Annotated in this window: 15 protein-coding genes; 2 read left to right on the top strand and 13 right to left on the bottom strand. The window is 52.9% G+C overall.

The features are described 5' to 3' along the window. Positions 1–51: 51 nt before the first annotated feature. From ispG to trmJ, 10 genes are all read right to left on the bottom strand, one after another. The gene (ispG, locus tag J1781_RS16185) at positions 52–1,173 is read right to left on the bottom strand and encodes a flavodoxin-dependent (E)-4-hydroxy-3-methylbut-2-enyl-diphosphate synthase (protein ID WP_129955126.1); all 1,122 of its coding nucleotides are present in this window, start codon (positions 1,171–1,173) and stop codon (positions 52–54) included. 42 nt (positions 1,174–1,215) lie between these two features. Further along, on the bottom strand, positions 1,216–2,211 hold the full coding sequence (gene rodZ / locus J1781_RS16180; RefSeq protein WP_217233884.1) for a cytoskeleton protein RodZ: 996 nt from the start codon (positions 2,209–2,211) through the stop codon (positions 1,216–1,218). Further along, positions 2,201–2,938, bottom strand: coding sequence for a type IV pilus biogenesis/stability protein PilW (pilW, locus tag J1781_RS16175; protein ID WP_377424890.1), 738 nt, complete (start codon positions 2,936–2,938; stop codon positions 2,201–2,203). The genes rodZ and pilW overlap by 11 nt, the downstream gene beginning before the upstream one ends. A 109-nt stretch (positions 2,939–3,047) precedes the next feature. After that, on the bottom strand, positions 3,048–4,247 hold the full coding sequence (locus tag J1781_RS16170) for a dual-specificity RNA methyltransferase RlmN (RefSeq protein WP_129955123.1): 1,200 nt from the start codon (positions 4,245–4,247) through the stop codon (positions 3,048–3,050). A gap of 226 nt (positions 4,248–4,473) precedes the next feature. Further along, positions 4,474–4,899, bottom strand: a complete 426-nt coding sequence (gene ndk / locus J1781_RS16165) for a nucleoside-diphosphate kinase (RefSeq protein WP_015696252.1) — start codon at positions 4,897–4,899, stop codon at positions 4,474–4,476. Positions 4,900–5,120: 221 nt separating this feature from the next. Continuing rightward, positions 5,121–5,984, bottom strand: coding sequence for an enhanced serine sensitivity protein SseB (gene sseB, locus J1781_RS16160; RefSeq protein WP_217220811.1), 864 nt, complete (start codon positions 5,982–5,984; stop codon positions 5,121–5,123). 75 nt (positions 5,985–6,059) lie between these two features. Then, complete coding sequence (pepB, locus tag J1781_RS16155) at positions 6,060–7,370, bottom strand: aminopeptidase PepB (protein ID WP_129955121.1); 1,311 nt, start codon at positions 7,368–7,370, stop codon at positions 6,060–6,062. An 84-nt stretch (positions 7,371–7,454) separates the two neighbouring features. Next, positions 7,455–8,624, bottom strand: coding sequence for an IscS subfamily cysteine desulfurase (locus tag J1781_RS16150; protein WP_217233883.1), 1,170 nt, complete (start codon positions 8,622–8,624; stop codon positions 7,455–7,457). A gap of 323 nt (positions 8,625–8,947) precedes the next feature. Then, positions 8,948–9,442, bottom strand: coding sequence for a Fe-S cluster assembly transcriptional regulator IscR (gene iscR / locus J1781_RS16145; RefSeq protein ID WP_129955119.1), 495 nt, complete (start codon positions 9,440–9,442; stop codon positions 8,948–8,950). 216 nt (positions 9,443–9,658) lie between these two features. Next, positions 9,659–10,396 carry a tRNA (cytosine(32)/uridine(32)-2'-O)-methyltransferase TrmJ gene (trmJ, locus tag J1781_RS16140; protein ID WP_129955118.1) on the bottom strand — a complete coding sequence of 246 codons (738 nt, stop codon included), beginning with the start codon at positions 10,394–10,396 and terminating at the stop codon, positions 9,659–9,661. 126 nt (positions 10,397–10,522) lie between these two features. Between trmJ and suhB the strand changes: the two genes are divergently transcribed. Further along, positions 10,523–11,326 carry an inositol-1-monophosphatase gene (suhB, locus tag J1781_RS16135; protein WP_129955117.1) on the top strand — a complete coding sequence of 268 codons (804 nt, stop codon included), beginning with the start codon at positions 10,523–10,525 and terminating at the stop codon, positions 11,324–11,326. Positions 11,327–11,394: 68 nt separating this feature from the next. On the opposite strand, the gene J1781_RS16130 is transcribed toward suhB, so the two are convergent. Further along, entirely contained in the window at positions 11,395–12,414 is a 1,020-nt protein-coding gene (locus J1781_RS16130; RefSeq protein ID WP_217233882.1) for a nickel/cobalt transporter, read from the bottom strand. Further along, on the bottom strand, positions 12,405–13,076 hold the full coding sequence (locus J1781_RS16125) for a DUF1007 family protein (RefSeq protein ID WP_129955115.1): 672 nt from the start codon (positions 13,074–13,076) through the stop codon (positions 12,405–12,407). Before J1781_RS16125 ends, J1781_RS16130 begins: the two co-directional genes overlap by 10 nt. A 181-nt stretch (positions 13,077–13,257) precedes the next feature. Here J1781_RS16125 and csiE point away from each other — a divergent pair, with 181 nt between their 5' ends. Beyond that, positions 13,258–14,538, top strand: a complete 1,281-nt coding sequence (csiE, locus tag J1781_RS16120; RefSeq protein ID WP_129955114.1) for a stationary phase inducible protein CsiE — start codon at positions 13,258–13,260, stop codon at positions 14,536–14,538. Here the strand turns inward: csiE and J1781_RS16115 are convergent. After that, the gene (locus J1781_RS16115; RefSeq protein WP_217220816.1) at positions 14,535–15,695 is read right to left on the bottom strand and encodes a 3-phenylpropionate MFS transporter; all 1,161 of its coding nucleotides are present in this window, start codon (positions 15,693–15,695) and stop codon (positions 14,535–14,537) included. The two genes, csiE and J1781_RS16115, sit on opposite strands and share 4 nt — an antisense overlap. Positions 15,696–15,777: the final 82 nt, after the last annotated feature.

The raw sequence follows: 15,777 nt of genomic DNA, 5'->3' as shown, positions 1-15,777 counted from the left end.
CCCAGTCGGGTTCAATATAATGCAGATGTACGCTGACACCCGCAACCGATGTTACTTTTCAAGATGATTGATAACGATACGTTTACTCTCATCCATCAACGCCGCTTTGGCGCGAATTTTAGCTTCTAACTGGTCGATCATATCGTTGTTATCAAAGCGTTCTCTCTGACGAACACCGTCTTCATAGAAACCGCTTTTGTTATGACCGCCGGTCACGCCCAGGGTGGAAACCAGCGCTTCGCCCGGACCGTTAACCACACAGCCGATGATCGAAACATCCATTGGCGTGATGATATCTTCCAGACGTTGTTCTAATGCATTCACAGTACCAATGACATCAAACTCCTGACGCGAACAGGTCGGGCAGGCAATAAAGTTGATACCACGGGAACGGATACGCAGGGATTTGAGAATATCGAATCCGACTTTGACCTCTTCAACCGGATCGGCCGCCAGCGAAATACGCAGCGTGTCACCGATACCTTCTGAGAGCAGCAAGCCCAGGCCAATGGCCGATTTAACAGAACCTGCACGCAGACCACCGGCTTCGGTAATTCCAAGATGCAGAGGCTGAACAATCTGTTTAGCCAGCAGGCGATAAGACTCAACAGCCAGAAAAACGTCAGAGGCTTTTACGCTGACTTTAAACTGGTCAAAATTAAGACGGTCAAGAATATCCACGTGGCGCATCGCCGATTCCAGCAACGCCTGCGGCGTCGGTTCGCCGTACTTCTCCTGGATATCTTTTTCCAGGGAACCGCCGTTCACACCGATGCGGATAGGGATATTTTTGTCGCGGGCGCAATCGACCACGGAACGGATGCGGGATTCGTTACCGATATTACCTGGGTTAATACGCAGGCAATCAACGCCGTATTCTGCAACCTGCAGGGCGATGCGGTAATCGAAATGAATATCAGCGACCAGCGGGACATTAACCTGCTGTTTGATAAGTTTGAATGCTTCTGCCGCATCCATAGTGGGCACAGAAACGCGAACAATATCGACACCGACGCGTTCCAGTGATTTGATTTGTGCGACCGTCGCCGCGACATCTGTGGTGCGGGTGTTGGTCATCGATTGCACTGCAATCGGTGCTCCGTCACCTACAGGCACCTTGCCGACATAAATCCGGGTTGATTTGCGACGGGTAATGGGTGCTTGATTATGCATTGCTTCACTCTCCATCGTTGCCATCGTCTGACAAACTGCCGATTACTCGGCAGCTAAGGTCAGGCGTGCAACACGGCTTGATTTTACAAAACGACTTAAATCAACCGGCTTGCCCTGGAATTGGATATCTACCGCCCCCGGCGCACCGATTTTCAGTTTGTATGGCGCAGTGCCCTTCACGCTGAAGGTTTCACCGCCTTTCTTCATGCCACTGAACAGGGTTTTCCCTGACGCGTCATCAATCTGGAACCAGCAGTCAGCTTTAAAAGTAAAGGTCACAGCTTGTGGATCTCCCCCCGCGGCGGCTGCAGTTTGTGCATCACCGGTTGGCAGACCATTTTCAGGCGTAGCGGGCTGGCTGGTAGAGACAGCAGCAGGCGCCTGAGCGGCTGACGTGCCTGATACAGCAGGTGTATTGCTGGCGGCTACGCCCGGCGCGGTATTCAGCGGAATAGAATTCTGCGGTTGTGTTGCGTTTGCGGCAGGCGCCGGATCAGCAGGGGTATCTTCTGTTGTGGGTGCAGAATTCGCATTGTCGCCCAGAGGGATCGTTTGCACCTGACCATTATCCTGACTGAGCTGTGCCGATGACTGATCGGCCATTGTGGCGATTTCCTGCTGTTGTGCCTGATGATTTTGCCACCACCACGCACCGGTCAGGCCAATCACCACAAACACCACCAGCCAGGTAAAGCCCATCAGCCAGCCATCACGTTTTTTGCGAGACTTGCCGAGAGAGAACCCCTGCATTGAAGCCACTTTAGGCACTTTAATTGGGGCTTGTTTACCGATCAGACCTGATAATTCTTCTTCAGGAACATGAACCAGTTTTGCATAAGAACGCAGATAACCACGCAGGAAAGTCGGCGCAAGATCGGCCGGCGTCGTTTCTTCTTCGATTTGGCGAATAGTAGAGACTTTCAGACACAGGCGTTCTGCAACGGCCTGATGGCTGAGACCTAACTGTTCACGAGCCTGACGCAGACGTTCGCCTGTGGTCAGTTTTGCATTATTTTCTTGAGGGGCTTCAGTATTCATTGGCTAAGAACTGCTGGTACTGTTTAGATTGTGGATAACTACGCGCAAGTTGCTTACCGTAGCGTTGAACGCTATCCGGATTGCCCGCTAACGCAGCGAATCGAATTTGTAACATGAGGCTGTCGGCAGTGGCTGGCAGAACATGTTGGTATACATCCAGTAATAATTTCGCCTGAGCGCGATTCCCTTCTCCAAATTCTTTGGTTGCCTCAGTCAGCAAGGGTGCGCCTTTATCGGGATCCACTTTCAATGCCCGGCTTAGTAACACTCGCGCTTCCTCATTCTGATTGGCCTTCAGAAAACAGTAGCCTGCATTTTCCAGACTGTCAGCAACCTGACCGTAATCAGGCGCATTAGCTGCGGCGCTAAACTGCTGTTGTGCGGGTACATACTGCCCTAAACTACACAAAAACGCACCGTAATTATTTAAGACCGTCCCATTTTGCGGCGCAAGCTGCAACGCTTGCTGGTAGCGGGTTTGTGCGGCTTTCTGATTGCCGTTTTTTTGCTCGTAAAGGGCCATACCAAGCTGTGTCCGATAATCCTGCGGCGCACCGTCAACGGCTTTTTGCAGATTCTGTCTGGCCGCCTCCATGTTCCCCTGTTTCAGATACGCCATGCCCAGCTCCAGACGCGTTTGTGCTGCGCCACTGGCCGGTGGTATTTCTTTAGGTGAACCGGAACAGCCAGCCAGTAACGCCAAAGCCACACCTGTGACCATCCACATTCTCACACTGCCCTTCATTGCCATGCTTAATTCCCTTTACCCTGCCAGCGACAATAAAACAGTGGGCTTAACCAGAACGGCACGGCAAAGCCCTGCATATATCTTGGGATCAGACGGTTTTAACAGAAATCTGCTGCTCGCCTGCCATTTTTTTCTTCAACGTACGTTTGGTTCGGTCAATAACATCACCGGCCAGCTGCCCGCACGCGGCATCAATATCATCGCCGCGGGTTTTACGCACGATCACAGTAAAACCATAATCCATCAATACCTTAGAGAAGCGATCGATACGGCTGTTCGAGCTGCGGCCATACGGTGCGCCCGGGAACGGGTTCCACGGGATCAGGTTGATTTTGCATGGCGTATTCTTCAGACGTTCAGCCAGTTCATGCGCATGCTCGGTGCCATCATTGATGTGATCCAGCATAACGTATTCGATGGTGACGCGGCCCTGATTGGCATTGGATTTGCCAATGTAACGCTCAACGGCGGCCAGGAAAGTATCGATATTGTACTTGCGGTTGATCGGCACAATTTCGTTACGAATGGTGTCGTTAGGTGCGTGCAGAGAAATCGCCAGCGCGACATCAATCATATCGCCCAGTTTATCCAGCGCAGGGACCACGCCCGAGGTGGAAAGAGTGACACGACGTTTCGACAGGCCGAAACCGAAATCGTCGAGCATGATTTCCATCGCCGGAACCACGTTATTAAGGTTCAGCAAAGGTTCGCCCATCCCCATCATCACCACGTTGGTGATGGGACGTGTACCGGCCACTTTCGCCGCACCGATAATTTTTGCCGCACGCCATACCTGGCCGATAATTTCGGACACGCGCAGGTTACGGTTAAAGCCTTGTTGCGCCGTGGAACAGAAAGTACATTCCAGTGCGCAGCCAACCTGAGAGGACACGCAAAGGGTCGCGCGGTCACCGTCCGGGATATAGACGGTTTCGACCAGCTGTCCGCCCACCTGAATTGCCCATTTGATGGTGCCATCCGTTGAACGTTGTTCTGACGCGACTTCCGGTGCACGAATTTCTGCAACGCGGGCCAGCTTTTCACGCAAGGCCTTATTGATATCGGTCATTTGCTCGAAATCATCGCTGCAGTAGTGATACATCCACTTCATGACCTGATCTGCACGGAACGGTTTTTCGCCCATGTTGATGAAGAACTCACGCATTTGCTTGCGGTTGAGGTCAAGAAGGTTAATTTTTGCAGCAGCAGGCACGACAGTATTCACGGCTTCTGCGGAAACAGCGTTATTTTCAGACAAAGTTGGCTCGGCGGTGTTGGATTCTAACATGATGAAAATGGCCTCGTTGTTACACGTTATGGCGTATTGGAAGTGCAGAGCCTGACCTGACAGGAAACGGCTGGCCTGCAAATAAAATTGCGCCCCGAAGAGGCTGGCTCATTCGGGGCGCAACATTGTACAAATTTTAGGGCACGGTTGCCATGTTTGGAAAGTCGCAGTGGCAAAATTCTTGTGAATTTGCGGCACATCTTCCGGCAACGGTGACTCAAAAATCTTAACGCGGGCAGATTTCGCTTTCGGTGAAGAAGTAAGCGATTTCGCGTTGTGCAGATTCTACAGCATCAGAACCGTGCACAGCGTTAGCGGTGAAGCTGTCAGCGAAGTCTGCACGCAGGGTACCGGCCAGCGCGTTTTCCGGGTTAGTTGCACCCATGATGTCACGGTTACGCTGAACGGCATTTTCGCCTTCCAGAACCTGAACCATGATCGGGCCGGAGGTCATGAATTCAACCAGACCGTCGAAGAACGGACGGCCTTTGTGTTCTGCGTAGAAACCTTCCGCTTGTTCTTTCGTCAGTTTCAGCATTTTAGACGCGATGATGGTGAAGCCAGCACGTTCGAAACGGGCATAGATAGCACCGATGTCGTTGTTCGCTACGGAGTTTGGCTTGATGATGGAGAAAGTGCGTTCGATAGTCATGAAAAAACCTCTGTCAGACTTTTATAGGTAGGGCCGGTTAATTTAATGTTATACCTGCCGTAAAATGGCGGTGATTATAGGGAGCGAAGTTACGATTGCCTACCCGAATCACAACATTTAATTAAAAAAATGTGTGATTGATTCACTATCGAACCTAAACCACCTATTTCCCTTAAACAAAACAGGGGCAAAACGGCGTTTCCCCTGGTGTATCGTCACTTTTATGCCTGACCGGAAGAAGGAATGATATTGCGCAACCAGCTTCCCCACTTGCGCTGATAGAACGGCTGCGTGTGGCTGATCAGGTAATGGCTGATACCGCGCTCTTTTTCAGAAACGATACAGAAATCCACCGGACGATCGTCGGGAGAGGTTTCACTCGCCACATTGCCCGCCTCGCGGATCAGCGCATCGATCTCCTGTTCATCACCGTCCGCTTCAACACCGATCAGCAGGTTGGGCTGATCATCCACGGCTTTATCGTGGATCAGCGCCATAAATGCACGGCGCACCGGTTTCTTCCGGGCGAAAAGCGTAGTGAGCGCATCGATCATGGTAGAAGGATATTCTTCCGGCTGGCCGATCAGCAACTGGCTTTCTTTATCCAGCACCAGCTCAGACGGCGCATTCAGCCCGCCACTGTTCAGCAACAGCGTGACTTCGCCCGGATAAAATTCCTTGCCATATTCCGACTTGGGATTGAGAAACAATTCTTCCCCTTGCGTCATTTCAAACAGCACACGGGCAGGCAGCGCGACAAATGCCTGCTCATCCGGGCTTTCACCGGCACTGGCTTTTTCCAGAACGTCCACCGAGGAAAAGAAAGGAATAATCGAGCTGCCGTCCTGTTTTTCCCAGTGCAAAATATTCAGTTCACTGCCAGCGGTGATCGCCACACTGCCCTGCTTTTCCGCGTTATCCTGCCCTGCATCACCGAGCACAAACACAGTGGAATCCAGCAAGGTTTGATAAAACGCCGGACGCCACGCAGGCGCGGTGACAGACAGGCGAAGCAGCCGCTCCAGCTCGTTTTCACCGTCAGTTGCCGCAGCACCAGCAGGCAGATGATCGTGTGGGACACTCATGGTTCTTGACTCCGGTAATGGTATAAAACGGGGCACTGTTAAGCGCCCCGTTATGCTTCATGCAAATTTTACTGCTTACTTCGCTTTAGCTAACAATAAATTAGCCACAGTTCGCACGCCGAGACCGGTTGCACCGGCAGACCACTGATCCGCTGCGCTTTTACGGTACGTTGCAGAACAGTCAATGTGCAGCCAGCCTTTCTTATATTCCGTGACGAAATGAGACAGGAAGGCCGCCGCCGTACTCGCACCCGCTGTGTGTGCCGGACCGGCAATATTATTCAGTTCAGCAAAGTTGGATGGCAGATGAGAACGGTGGAATTCTTCCAGCGGCAGGCGCCAGAACGGTTCGTGTTCGGATTTTGCGCTTTCCAGCAGTTCACCCGCCAGTGCATCGTCAAAGCTGAACAGGGCGTGATAATCGTTACCCAGCGCTGTTTTCGCCGCACCGGTCAGTGTGGCAGCATCAATGATCAGTTCAGGATTTTGCGCAGACGCATCGATCAGACCATCGGCCAGCACCAGGCGTCCTTCGGCGTCGGTATTCATCACTTCAACGGTTTTGCCGTTGCGGTAACGGATGATATCACCGAGTTTCAGTGCATTACCGCTGACCATGTTATCCGCGCAGCACAGATACAGTTTTACGCGTTTGTTCAGGCCGTTAGCCGCTGCCAGCGCCAGTGCGCCGGTCAGGGTGGCTGCGCCGCCCATATCTGCTTTCATGGAATCCATGGAACCGCTTGGTTTCAGGCTGTAACCGCCGGTGTCAAAGGTAATGCCTTTACCGACCAGGCAGGCATAAACCGGCGCTTCAGCGTCTCCGCTTGGGTTGTAATCAAGCGCCAGCAAGACCGGCTGACGGTCAGAACCGCGCCCGACGATATGGATACCCATATAATTTTGCTGACGCAGGTCGTCGCCTTTGGTGATACGGTAGCTGACTTTGTCGTGACCAAATTCACACATCAGATCAACCGCGCGGGTGGCCAGTTGTTCAGGGGACAAATCTTCTGCCGGGGTATTAATGGTATTTCGTACCCAGTCGATGATTTTCAGCCGTTGCCTGAGCGTTTTCGCGTCATCTTCGGACAATTCGGCCCATTCAACATGGCGTGTTCCTTTCGGACCACGGAAGCCCTGCCAGAAAGCCCAGCTGTTTTCGAGATCCCAGCCTTCACCGGCCAGTTTAATATTTTTGACTCCCTGGCCGTCAATACGACGCGCGGCACGGGCAATGACCGTCAGCACATCGCCGCTATTGAGATGAATGGTCATCCCGGCAGAATCGGTGCTCAGTGTGGCTTTTTCGCCCCAGCGCGCATCGGCAGGCTGAGAAGAAAGGAATACGGACATTGCTTCATTGGTCGTGACTTCGGAACTCATAACAGCACTCCTGATGTTTTTTATCTTCAATGAATATTCATTTTCAATGACAGGCAAATCACCCTTTCATCGGGCGGCACTTCATTATTTTGTATAAACAGGGGGCAACTCACGCAGGCGACGGACAGATTTCACCACCAGCGCAATTGCATAATCAATTTCTTCTTCTGTGGTCCAGCGCCCGAGAGAAAAACGGATTGAGCCGTGTGCCAGCTCCTCGCTTAATCCCAGCGCACGCAGCACGTAAGAGGGTTCGAGGCTCGCGGACGTACAGGCGGAACCGGACGAAACAGCCAGATCCTTGAGCGCCATAATCAGAGATTCTCCTTCAACATCGGCAAAACTGACGTTGAGAATATTGGGCGCAGCATGTTCCGGCGCGCCATTGAGAAACACCCGTTCAAGCTGCTGAATGCCTTTCCACAGACGATCGCGCAGTGCGGACAGACGCGCCACTTCAGCGGTCATTTCTTCTTTGGCAATACGATACGCTTCGCCCATTCCGACAATCTGATGCACCGGCAAGGTACCTGAACGCATGCCGCGCTCATGACCGCCACCGTGGATTTGCGCGTCAATCCTTACTTTCGGTTTACGACTCACATACAGCGCCCCGATGCCTTTCGGGCCGTAAATCTTATGGGCGGAAAACGACATCAGATCAACCTGCAATTCGCTGAGATCAATCGCGATTTTCCCCACGCTTTGGGTTGCATCCACATGAAAAAGAATACCCCGGCTGCGGCAAAGCTCGCCAATTGTTGCGATATCCTGGATAACGCCGGTTTCATTGTTGACCTGCATGATGGACACCAGAATCGTATCCGGGCGCAACGCGGCTTCAATGGCTGCGGGAGGAATAACACCGTCGGCCTGCGGCGTCAGGTAGGTGACCTCAAAGCCTTCCGTCTCCAGCTGCGCGCAGGTGTCTAACACCGCTTTGTGCTCAGTCTGGCTGGTAATAATGTGGTGACCTTTCGCACGCTGTGCATGAGCCGCGCCTTTAATCGCCAGATTGTCAGATTCGGTTGCGCCTGACGTGAAGACGATTTCACGGGGATCCGCATTAATCAGCTCAGCAATCTGGTTACGCGCCACATCCACGGCCTCTTCTGCCTGCCAGCCAAAACGATGAGAACGGGAGGCCGGATTACCGAAAGTACCGTCCAGTGTCAGACACTGCATCATTTTCTGTGCAACACGCGGATCAACCGGCGTCGTGGCAGAGTAATCAAGATAAATAGGTAATTTCATGGCAGGTAGCTCCGGACTGCGCGTTCGGTTTCGAACGAAAGAATAAAAAAAACGACAACCAGTTTAAAACGGGTTCACAACTTCTTAAAAGGGAAATGACGCTTTGCGGGCACTAATCGGTAAGAAATGACGTCTGAACAGCAAAAGCCCGCGGAAATCTGCATTTCAGCGGGCTTTTAGTAACATCAAAATTCACATGCTCCCCTAAATCATTCGTGTCGCATCAAGGCGGCAACAGAGCACATCCCCGGGAGCATACACTAGTATGTGACCGGGGTTTGCGACAGCAGCCAACGCCGGGGCGGCGCGAAGGATGACGGGGATCAGGCTCGAAGATTGACGTTGATGGTTTCCATCTGACGGCCATTTGGCTGACGACGGACTTCACCGTTCTGACGGTCAGCCACTTCCAGGATTTCCTGGTTGTTGACCAGTTCTGCCAGTGTAATATTGTTCAGGAAGCCGCTGATGCGCTCGCTCAGATCACGCCATAAGGTGTGAGTCAGGCAACGTTCGCCATTCTGGCAGCCTTCTTTACCCTGACAACGGGTGGCGTCAACGGATTCGTCAACGGCCGTGATCACCGCGCCAACGGCGATATCACCCGAGTCTTTACCTAACAGATAACCACCGCCCGGACCACGAACACTGGCAACCAGACCATTTTTACGCAAGCGAGAGAAAAGCTGCTCCAGGTAAGAAAGGGAAATACCCTGACGCTCAGAAATGTCAGCCAGGGGTACTGGTCCTTCCTGGGAATGCAGTGCAACGTCGAGCATAGCGGTCACGGCATAACGGCCTTTGGATGTCAGTCTCATAGCATGGTTACCTGTTTAAAATGACTTAAAAATTCAATCGTGCGGAACATGTAAATGAGTCTGCCATTCCTGAGTAAATCAGTCAACTATTTAACCTAGTAATTTACTCAAGTATTATCTGACTCTATATTCCGCCCAGTTGTCGCCATTCACGGGTAAGAAGTAATCTGTTGATTAACAAGCAAAGGTTTGATGTTTATCCTCAACCCCTGGCGCTTACTCTTTGCTGCTATTGGTCTTTTCAATCGATGTCAGAATACCGCGCAGGATGTTTAACTCCTGAGATTCAGGTCGCGCACGGGTAAACAGACGGCGTAGTTTGCTCATTACCTGACCCGGATGTGCCTGACGAATAAAGCCGGTTTCCAGCAAGGTTTTTTCCAGATGCTGATAAAAACGCTCAAGATCATCGACCAGCGGATAAGGCGTTTCTTCATATTCAATCTGCGGTTTTGCCGCTTCCAGCAAGGCCAGATAGGCGACGCGCACTTCATACGCGATAATTTGCACGGCCATTGCCAGATTCAGCGAACTGTATTCAGGATTGGCCGGAATGCAAACGTGATAGTTACATTTTTGCAGTTCTTCATTGGTCAGCCCGACACGTTCACGACCAAACACCAGTGCCACCGGCGCGGTTTGTGCGGCTTTCGCGCTGAGCTCGCCGCATTCACGCGGTTCCAGCATCGGCCACGGCAAGGTGCGGGAACGCGCACTGGTGCCAATCACCAGGCTGCAACCGGCCAGCGCTTCATCCAGCGTATCAACGATGGTCGCATTACCGATCACATCGCTGGCACCGGCAGATAAAGAGATGGCCTGAGAATCAGGTTTCACCAGCGGATTGACCAGATAAAGACTTGATAATCCCATGGTTTTCATGGCGCGGGCGGTTGACCCCATATTGCCAGTGTGGGATGTTTCTACTAATACAATGCGGATATTGGGCAGCATAGGAACTCTTACCAGACGGAAAATCACAACAGCCTAACACAACGGTAGTTAATTTTCAGAACCCCTGCTATACTGCGCGCCGTTTCCAGTATTCCCGTTCTTTAACATCCTAGTTGGAAGATATCCATGCATCCGATGCTCACCATCGCCGTGCGCGCTGCGCGCAAGGCCGGTAACCTGATTGCCAAACATTACGAAACGCCAGACTCTGTAGAATCTACCCAAAAAGGTACCAACGATTTTGTTACCAACGTAGACCGCGATGCAGAACACATGATTATCGATGTCATTCGCAAATCCTATCCAAAACACACCATCATCAGTGAAGAGTGTGGCGAGCTGGAAGGCGAAGACAAAGATGTACAATGGATTATCGACCCGCTGGATGGCACCACCAACTTCGTTAAACGCTTCCCACATTTCGCTGTCTCTATCGCCGTGCGCATCAAAGGCCGCACTGAAGTTGCGGTAGTTTATGACCCGATGCGTAACGAACTCTTCACCGCGACTCGCGGTCAGGGCGCACAGCTGAACGGTTACCGTCTGCGTGGCACTCACGCGAAAGATCTCGACGGCACCATTCTGGCAACCGGCTTCCCGTTCAAAGCAAAACAACACGCAACCAGCTACATGAATGTCGTGGGCAAACTGTTCACCGAATGTGCAGACTTCCGTCGCACCGGTTCTGCTGCACTGGATCTGGCCTACGTAGCCGCTGGCCGCGTTGACGGATTCTTCGAAATCGCCCTGAAGCCCTGGGATTTCGCCGGTGGCGAACTGCTGGTGCGTGAATCCGGCGGCGTGGTGACTGACTTCGTTGGCGGCCATAACCACTTCTCGTCAGGTAACATTGTTGCCGGCAACCCGCGCGTCGTTAAAGGCATTCTGATGACCATGCGTGATGAACTGAGCGAAGCGCTGAAGCGTTAATCCCGCCGCTGAATGATACAAACAACAACGGACGTCCCACCGGGCGTCCGTTTTTTTATGCCTGCGGTTTATCCCCTGAATGGGCCGCCGGTTATCGGTGAAATATCACCGCCGCCGGTGCTGTAGAGCAAGATGCCCGCTCCCAGTAATATCATCCCGCCGGTCAGTGCCAGCAGCGACCAGGCAATCCGCTGCCACGCCGCAGGCGTACGGCTGGCGCTGAATTTGACGGCCAGCGCACGGCTGTAAAACACCAGTACACCGATAAGTGATACGGTCAGCGAGGTGCCGGCAGCCATAGTGATCGCCGAAATCACGCCCCAGATGTAGACGTCAATGACCTTGGCAAACAGCAAAACCATGATCGCGCCGGAACACGGACGTAACCCCATCGCCAGCACAATCGCTACCTTCGTGCGCAAATCATCACCCGCCTGAAGCTGCTGATCGCTGGGCACATGCTGATGGCCGCAGCCGCAATATTCATCATGAACATGCGTATTACTGACCGCCGGGGAAAGGCTGCGGATTTTCATCGCCGGTGGCCGGCGCAGATCTTTGAGGGTTTGCCACACCCGTTTGAGGGCTCGCCAGCACAACAGCAATCCGAGCAACATCACCAGAATGAAACTGCCCCGCTCCATCCAGAAACTGCTCTGATGCAGTTGTCGCGAAGAGAGCTGCAACACGCCAAGGACCACACTGACCAGCAATATCGCCACCAGTCCCTGCAAAATCGCCGACGCGAAGGTCAGCTTCAGGCTGGTTTTCAGCCGTGAAGGATGTGTCGCCAGGTAGGTGGTAATGACGATTTTACCGTGCCCCGGCCCGATAGCGTGGATTACGCCGTAAATCAGGCTGAAGCCCGCCAGCGTCATCCCCGCCTGCGCAGGATTTTGTTTCACCTGCCGCAGCAATCCGGCCAGTTCCTGATGTAACTCCCGCTGCCAGATAATGCTGCTGAGCAAAATACGCGGCCAGTAATGAATTAACAGACAAGCACCGCCCGCCAGCAGCAACAGAAATACCGCCAGCGGCCAGAGATCGCGCCAGGACAGCGTTTTCGATGGCGTGGAGATTAATGACATTCCAGCGTCACCTTCTGGGCAAATTGCTGACCAAGATCCATGTCTTCCGGCGGGGCATCAGCCTTATCGAGTGACAGGGCATAGTTTTGCAGCGAGGCATCCGGCTTTGGTGTAAACAGCGCCAGCGTACAGCGTTTTTCCAGCGCCGGTGGCAAATGCAGCGCGGTGTTGTCTTTATATGTCATATCGACAAAATACGAAGGATCGAAAGTGGAGAATTCCATGGGTTTGCCTTCCAGCACTTGTGGTTTCGCCAGCGGCAGGACGAATTCCAGCACCGCCTGATCGCCTTTGCGGGAAAGCTGATATTCACTGGGCAGATCCAGATACTTCACCGGTTTTCCATCGCGATAGAAATCCGTGAAGTAATGCTGGCTTAGCACGCGCGCCATCACTTCCGCCGCCAGTTTCTTCCAGATATCCGAACCCGGTTTGGCGTTATGCGCGTCATAGAGTAAATCTGCCGAGGTGATTTCATCCATCGTCCAGACCATTTTCAGCCCGGTCAGTGAGGTTTCATTTGTCACCAGTGTGGTCTGCATATCAATAAAACTGTGCGGGTGCGCCAGCACCGTGGCGGGCAGGCCCAACAGCGCAGCGCACAGCCATTTAACGTAACGGGGAAAAGGCCGGTTCCGGGCCTGGTGTAACGTCATTTCCATATCTGGCGCCATTATATTGTTACTAAGTAACAGTATTTTGCTGTGCATTTAAGCGGTCGTCAAAAATATCTGTGATCTGAGTTGTAAGCCGGAGTAAAAGCCAATCTCCGCGCCTTATTGCGGGCATTCGCTTTGCTATGCTTGACTAATAATTTCAGGCGATACTTTTTCGGCAGGTGATATGAATCCAGAAAAACAGCCCTCCCCTGCGCTTTCCGCTACGCAACGCCGTTGCCACGTGTTGCTGATGCTTTACGCGCCGCTGACGGCGGTTCAGCTGGAGATCATCAGTGAAATTAATGGTGTCGCATTAGACATCACGTGGGAAGATCTGGCAGAAGTGACCTGCGAAATTCAGCGGATCCACCAGCTTGATGTGCTGCAATATAGCGAAAAACAGTGCCGTATTCAGGGCGACGCGCTTGCTCAGCGTCTGTGTTTATTTCAGGGTTTGCGCCGCACATTACGTATTTCCCCGGATTTCGTTTCGCGCCATTTCATCCCATGGTTGCACATCGCGTTTGAAGGCCAGACCTGCCCGAAAGCGGCACTGCGCACCGATATTCTGGGTTTGATGCTCGAAGATTGCGGTGCATTGCTGCCCAGGCCGCTGAGCGGACATGACCGCCAGCTGATGCTTATCTGTCTTCAATACTGTCTGTGGCAAAACAACGGCCCGACCGGCTTGCGTTTTACCGAACAACAGCGGCGCTGGTTGCGTGAAAAACCGGAATATCCTGCCGCCCGCGAACTGTTTAGCCAGTTGCAGGCACTCAGCAAAGGCCGTCTGGATGACTGCGAATGTGAGTTTTTCACGCTGATGTTACGGATGCTGAAAATCCACAGTTATCAGAGTTCCGGCTCAACGGAAGATCAGCGCCTGTTATTAGAAATTGAAAATATGGTGGCGCGTTTTCAGGATATTGCCGGCATGAAATTCAGCAGTTACGAAGGACTGGTCGGCCAGCTTTTCGCTCATCTGGGCCCGGCAATTGAACGCTGTCATTTCGGCATCGGCATCGATAACCTGATGCAGGAAGAAGTGAACCGGATGTATCCGCGTCTGGTGCGTACCACCCGCGAGGCGTTACAGGGGTTTGAGCACGAATACCTGATTACGCTTTCAGAAGATGAAGTCGGGCTGGTGGCCATCACCTTTGGTGCATGGCTGATGCAGGGTAACGCCTTGCAGGAGAAACAAATTTTGCTGCTGACCCACGATAATCCGCAGCTGGAAGAAGCCGTCGAGCAGCAAATCCGCGAGGCGACGCTGCTGCCGCTGAACATCAAATATCAGACGCTGGCGGATTTCTATAAATTCGGCGCACCAAGTGGCGTAGCGATGATTGTCACCCCCTACGCCACCCGCAGCACTGACGCCGATCCGCTGGTGATCCACACGCAGTTACCGCTGGCAAAAGAGCAGCGGAAACGTATCCGCTCGCTGCTCGAAGCTCCCTAACGGGCTGATGTCGCAACCGTTGACGGCGTCACAGCCGGACGCAGAAAAATCGCCAGCACCGCCAGCAACGCCATCACCCAGAATAATCCGGCATGCAGATGTTCGAACAGGAAACCGGATAACATGGTCATCACTGCCACGCCGCCCCCCATTGCCAGGGCGGAATACACCGATTGCAGACGGATCACCTGATCACCTGGCCGTGCAGCAATAAACCGCATGCCCGCCAGATGGCAGACCGTAAACGTGCCACAGTGTAAAATCTGCATCACAATCAGCCACGGCAAAGCGGTAAACGCCCCCATCATTGTCCAGCGCAACACGCCGCATACGGCCGAAAGCAGCAGAAGATCCCGTGCCGACCAGCGGCTGAACAGCTGTTTACTGAAGGTGAATACCAGCACTTCCGCCACCACACCCAGCGACCATAAATAACCGATAGTTGTGGAAGAATAGCCCACATCCTGCCAGTAAATGGCACTGAAACCGTAATACGCTGCGTGAGCCCCCTGTAGCAGCGTCACGCATAACAGAAAACGCCAGACCGGTTTTTCGCTCAGCAACGCTTTCCACGAAATACCCGGCGCACCGCTTGCACGCGGCTCTCCTGCCGGCTTCACGCTCGGGCGCAATAACATGCCGAGCAGCATCGCCGCCACGCCTGCGGTCAGCGTATAGAGAATCGCGTTATGGCCATACACCTCGACCAGTTTGCCTGTGACCGCCGAACCAATCACAAAGGCAATGGAACCCCAGACGCGCACCTTGCCATAATCCATATTGATCTGCCGTTGTAGCGTACCTGCCAGCGCATCGGTCAGCGGCACCAGCGGACCGAAGAACAGACTGAATCCGGCGATGTTAATCATCAGCCATGCCCAGCCGTTGCCAAACCAGAAACCGACGGCAAACGCCAGCGTAAGCAGCGCCAGAATACGCAGACCGGTAATAAGGTAAGAAGGGTCTTTGATGGAGGGAGAAATGATGAGCGTGCCGAGAAAGCGGGCGACCAGACCGGCACCGAGCAGCAGGCCGATGCTTTCGGAGGAGATCCCCTCGCCTTTGAGCCACAAGCCCCAGAAGGGAAGAAAAATACCGTAACTGAAAAAGTAGGTGAAATAACTGAGTGCAAGCCAGCGCGTGGAACGCAATTCCATAAATCCTCCGGTGTGAGGCCAATACTTTGACAAAGCTCACAATCGCTAGCAATCCGCAGACGCTTTCTGACTTCAGGAATGT

The organism is Rahnella perminowiae (genome assembly GCF_019049695.1).
Lineage (GTDB): Bacteria > Pseudomonadota > Gammaproteobacteria > Enterobacterales > Enterobacteriaceae > Rahnella > Rahnella perminowiae.
The sequence above is the reverse complement of the archived record's forward strand: the minus strand, read 5'-3'. Positions and strand labels throughout refer to the sequence as shown.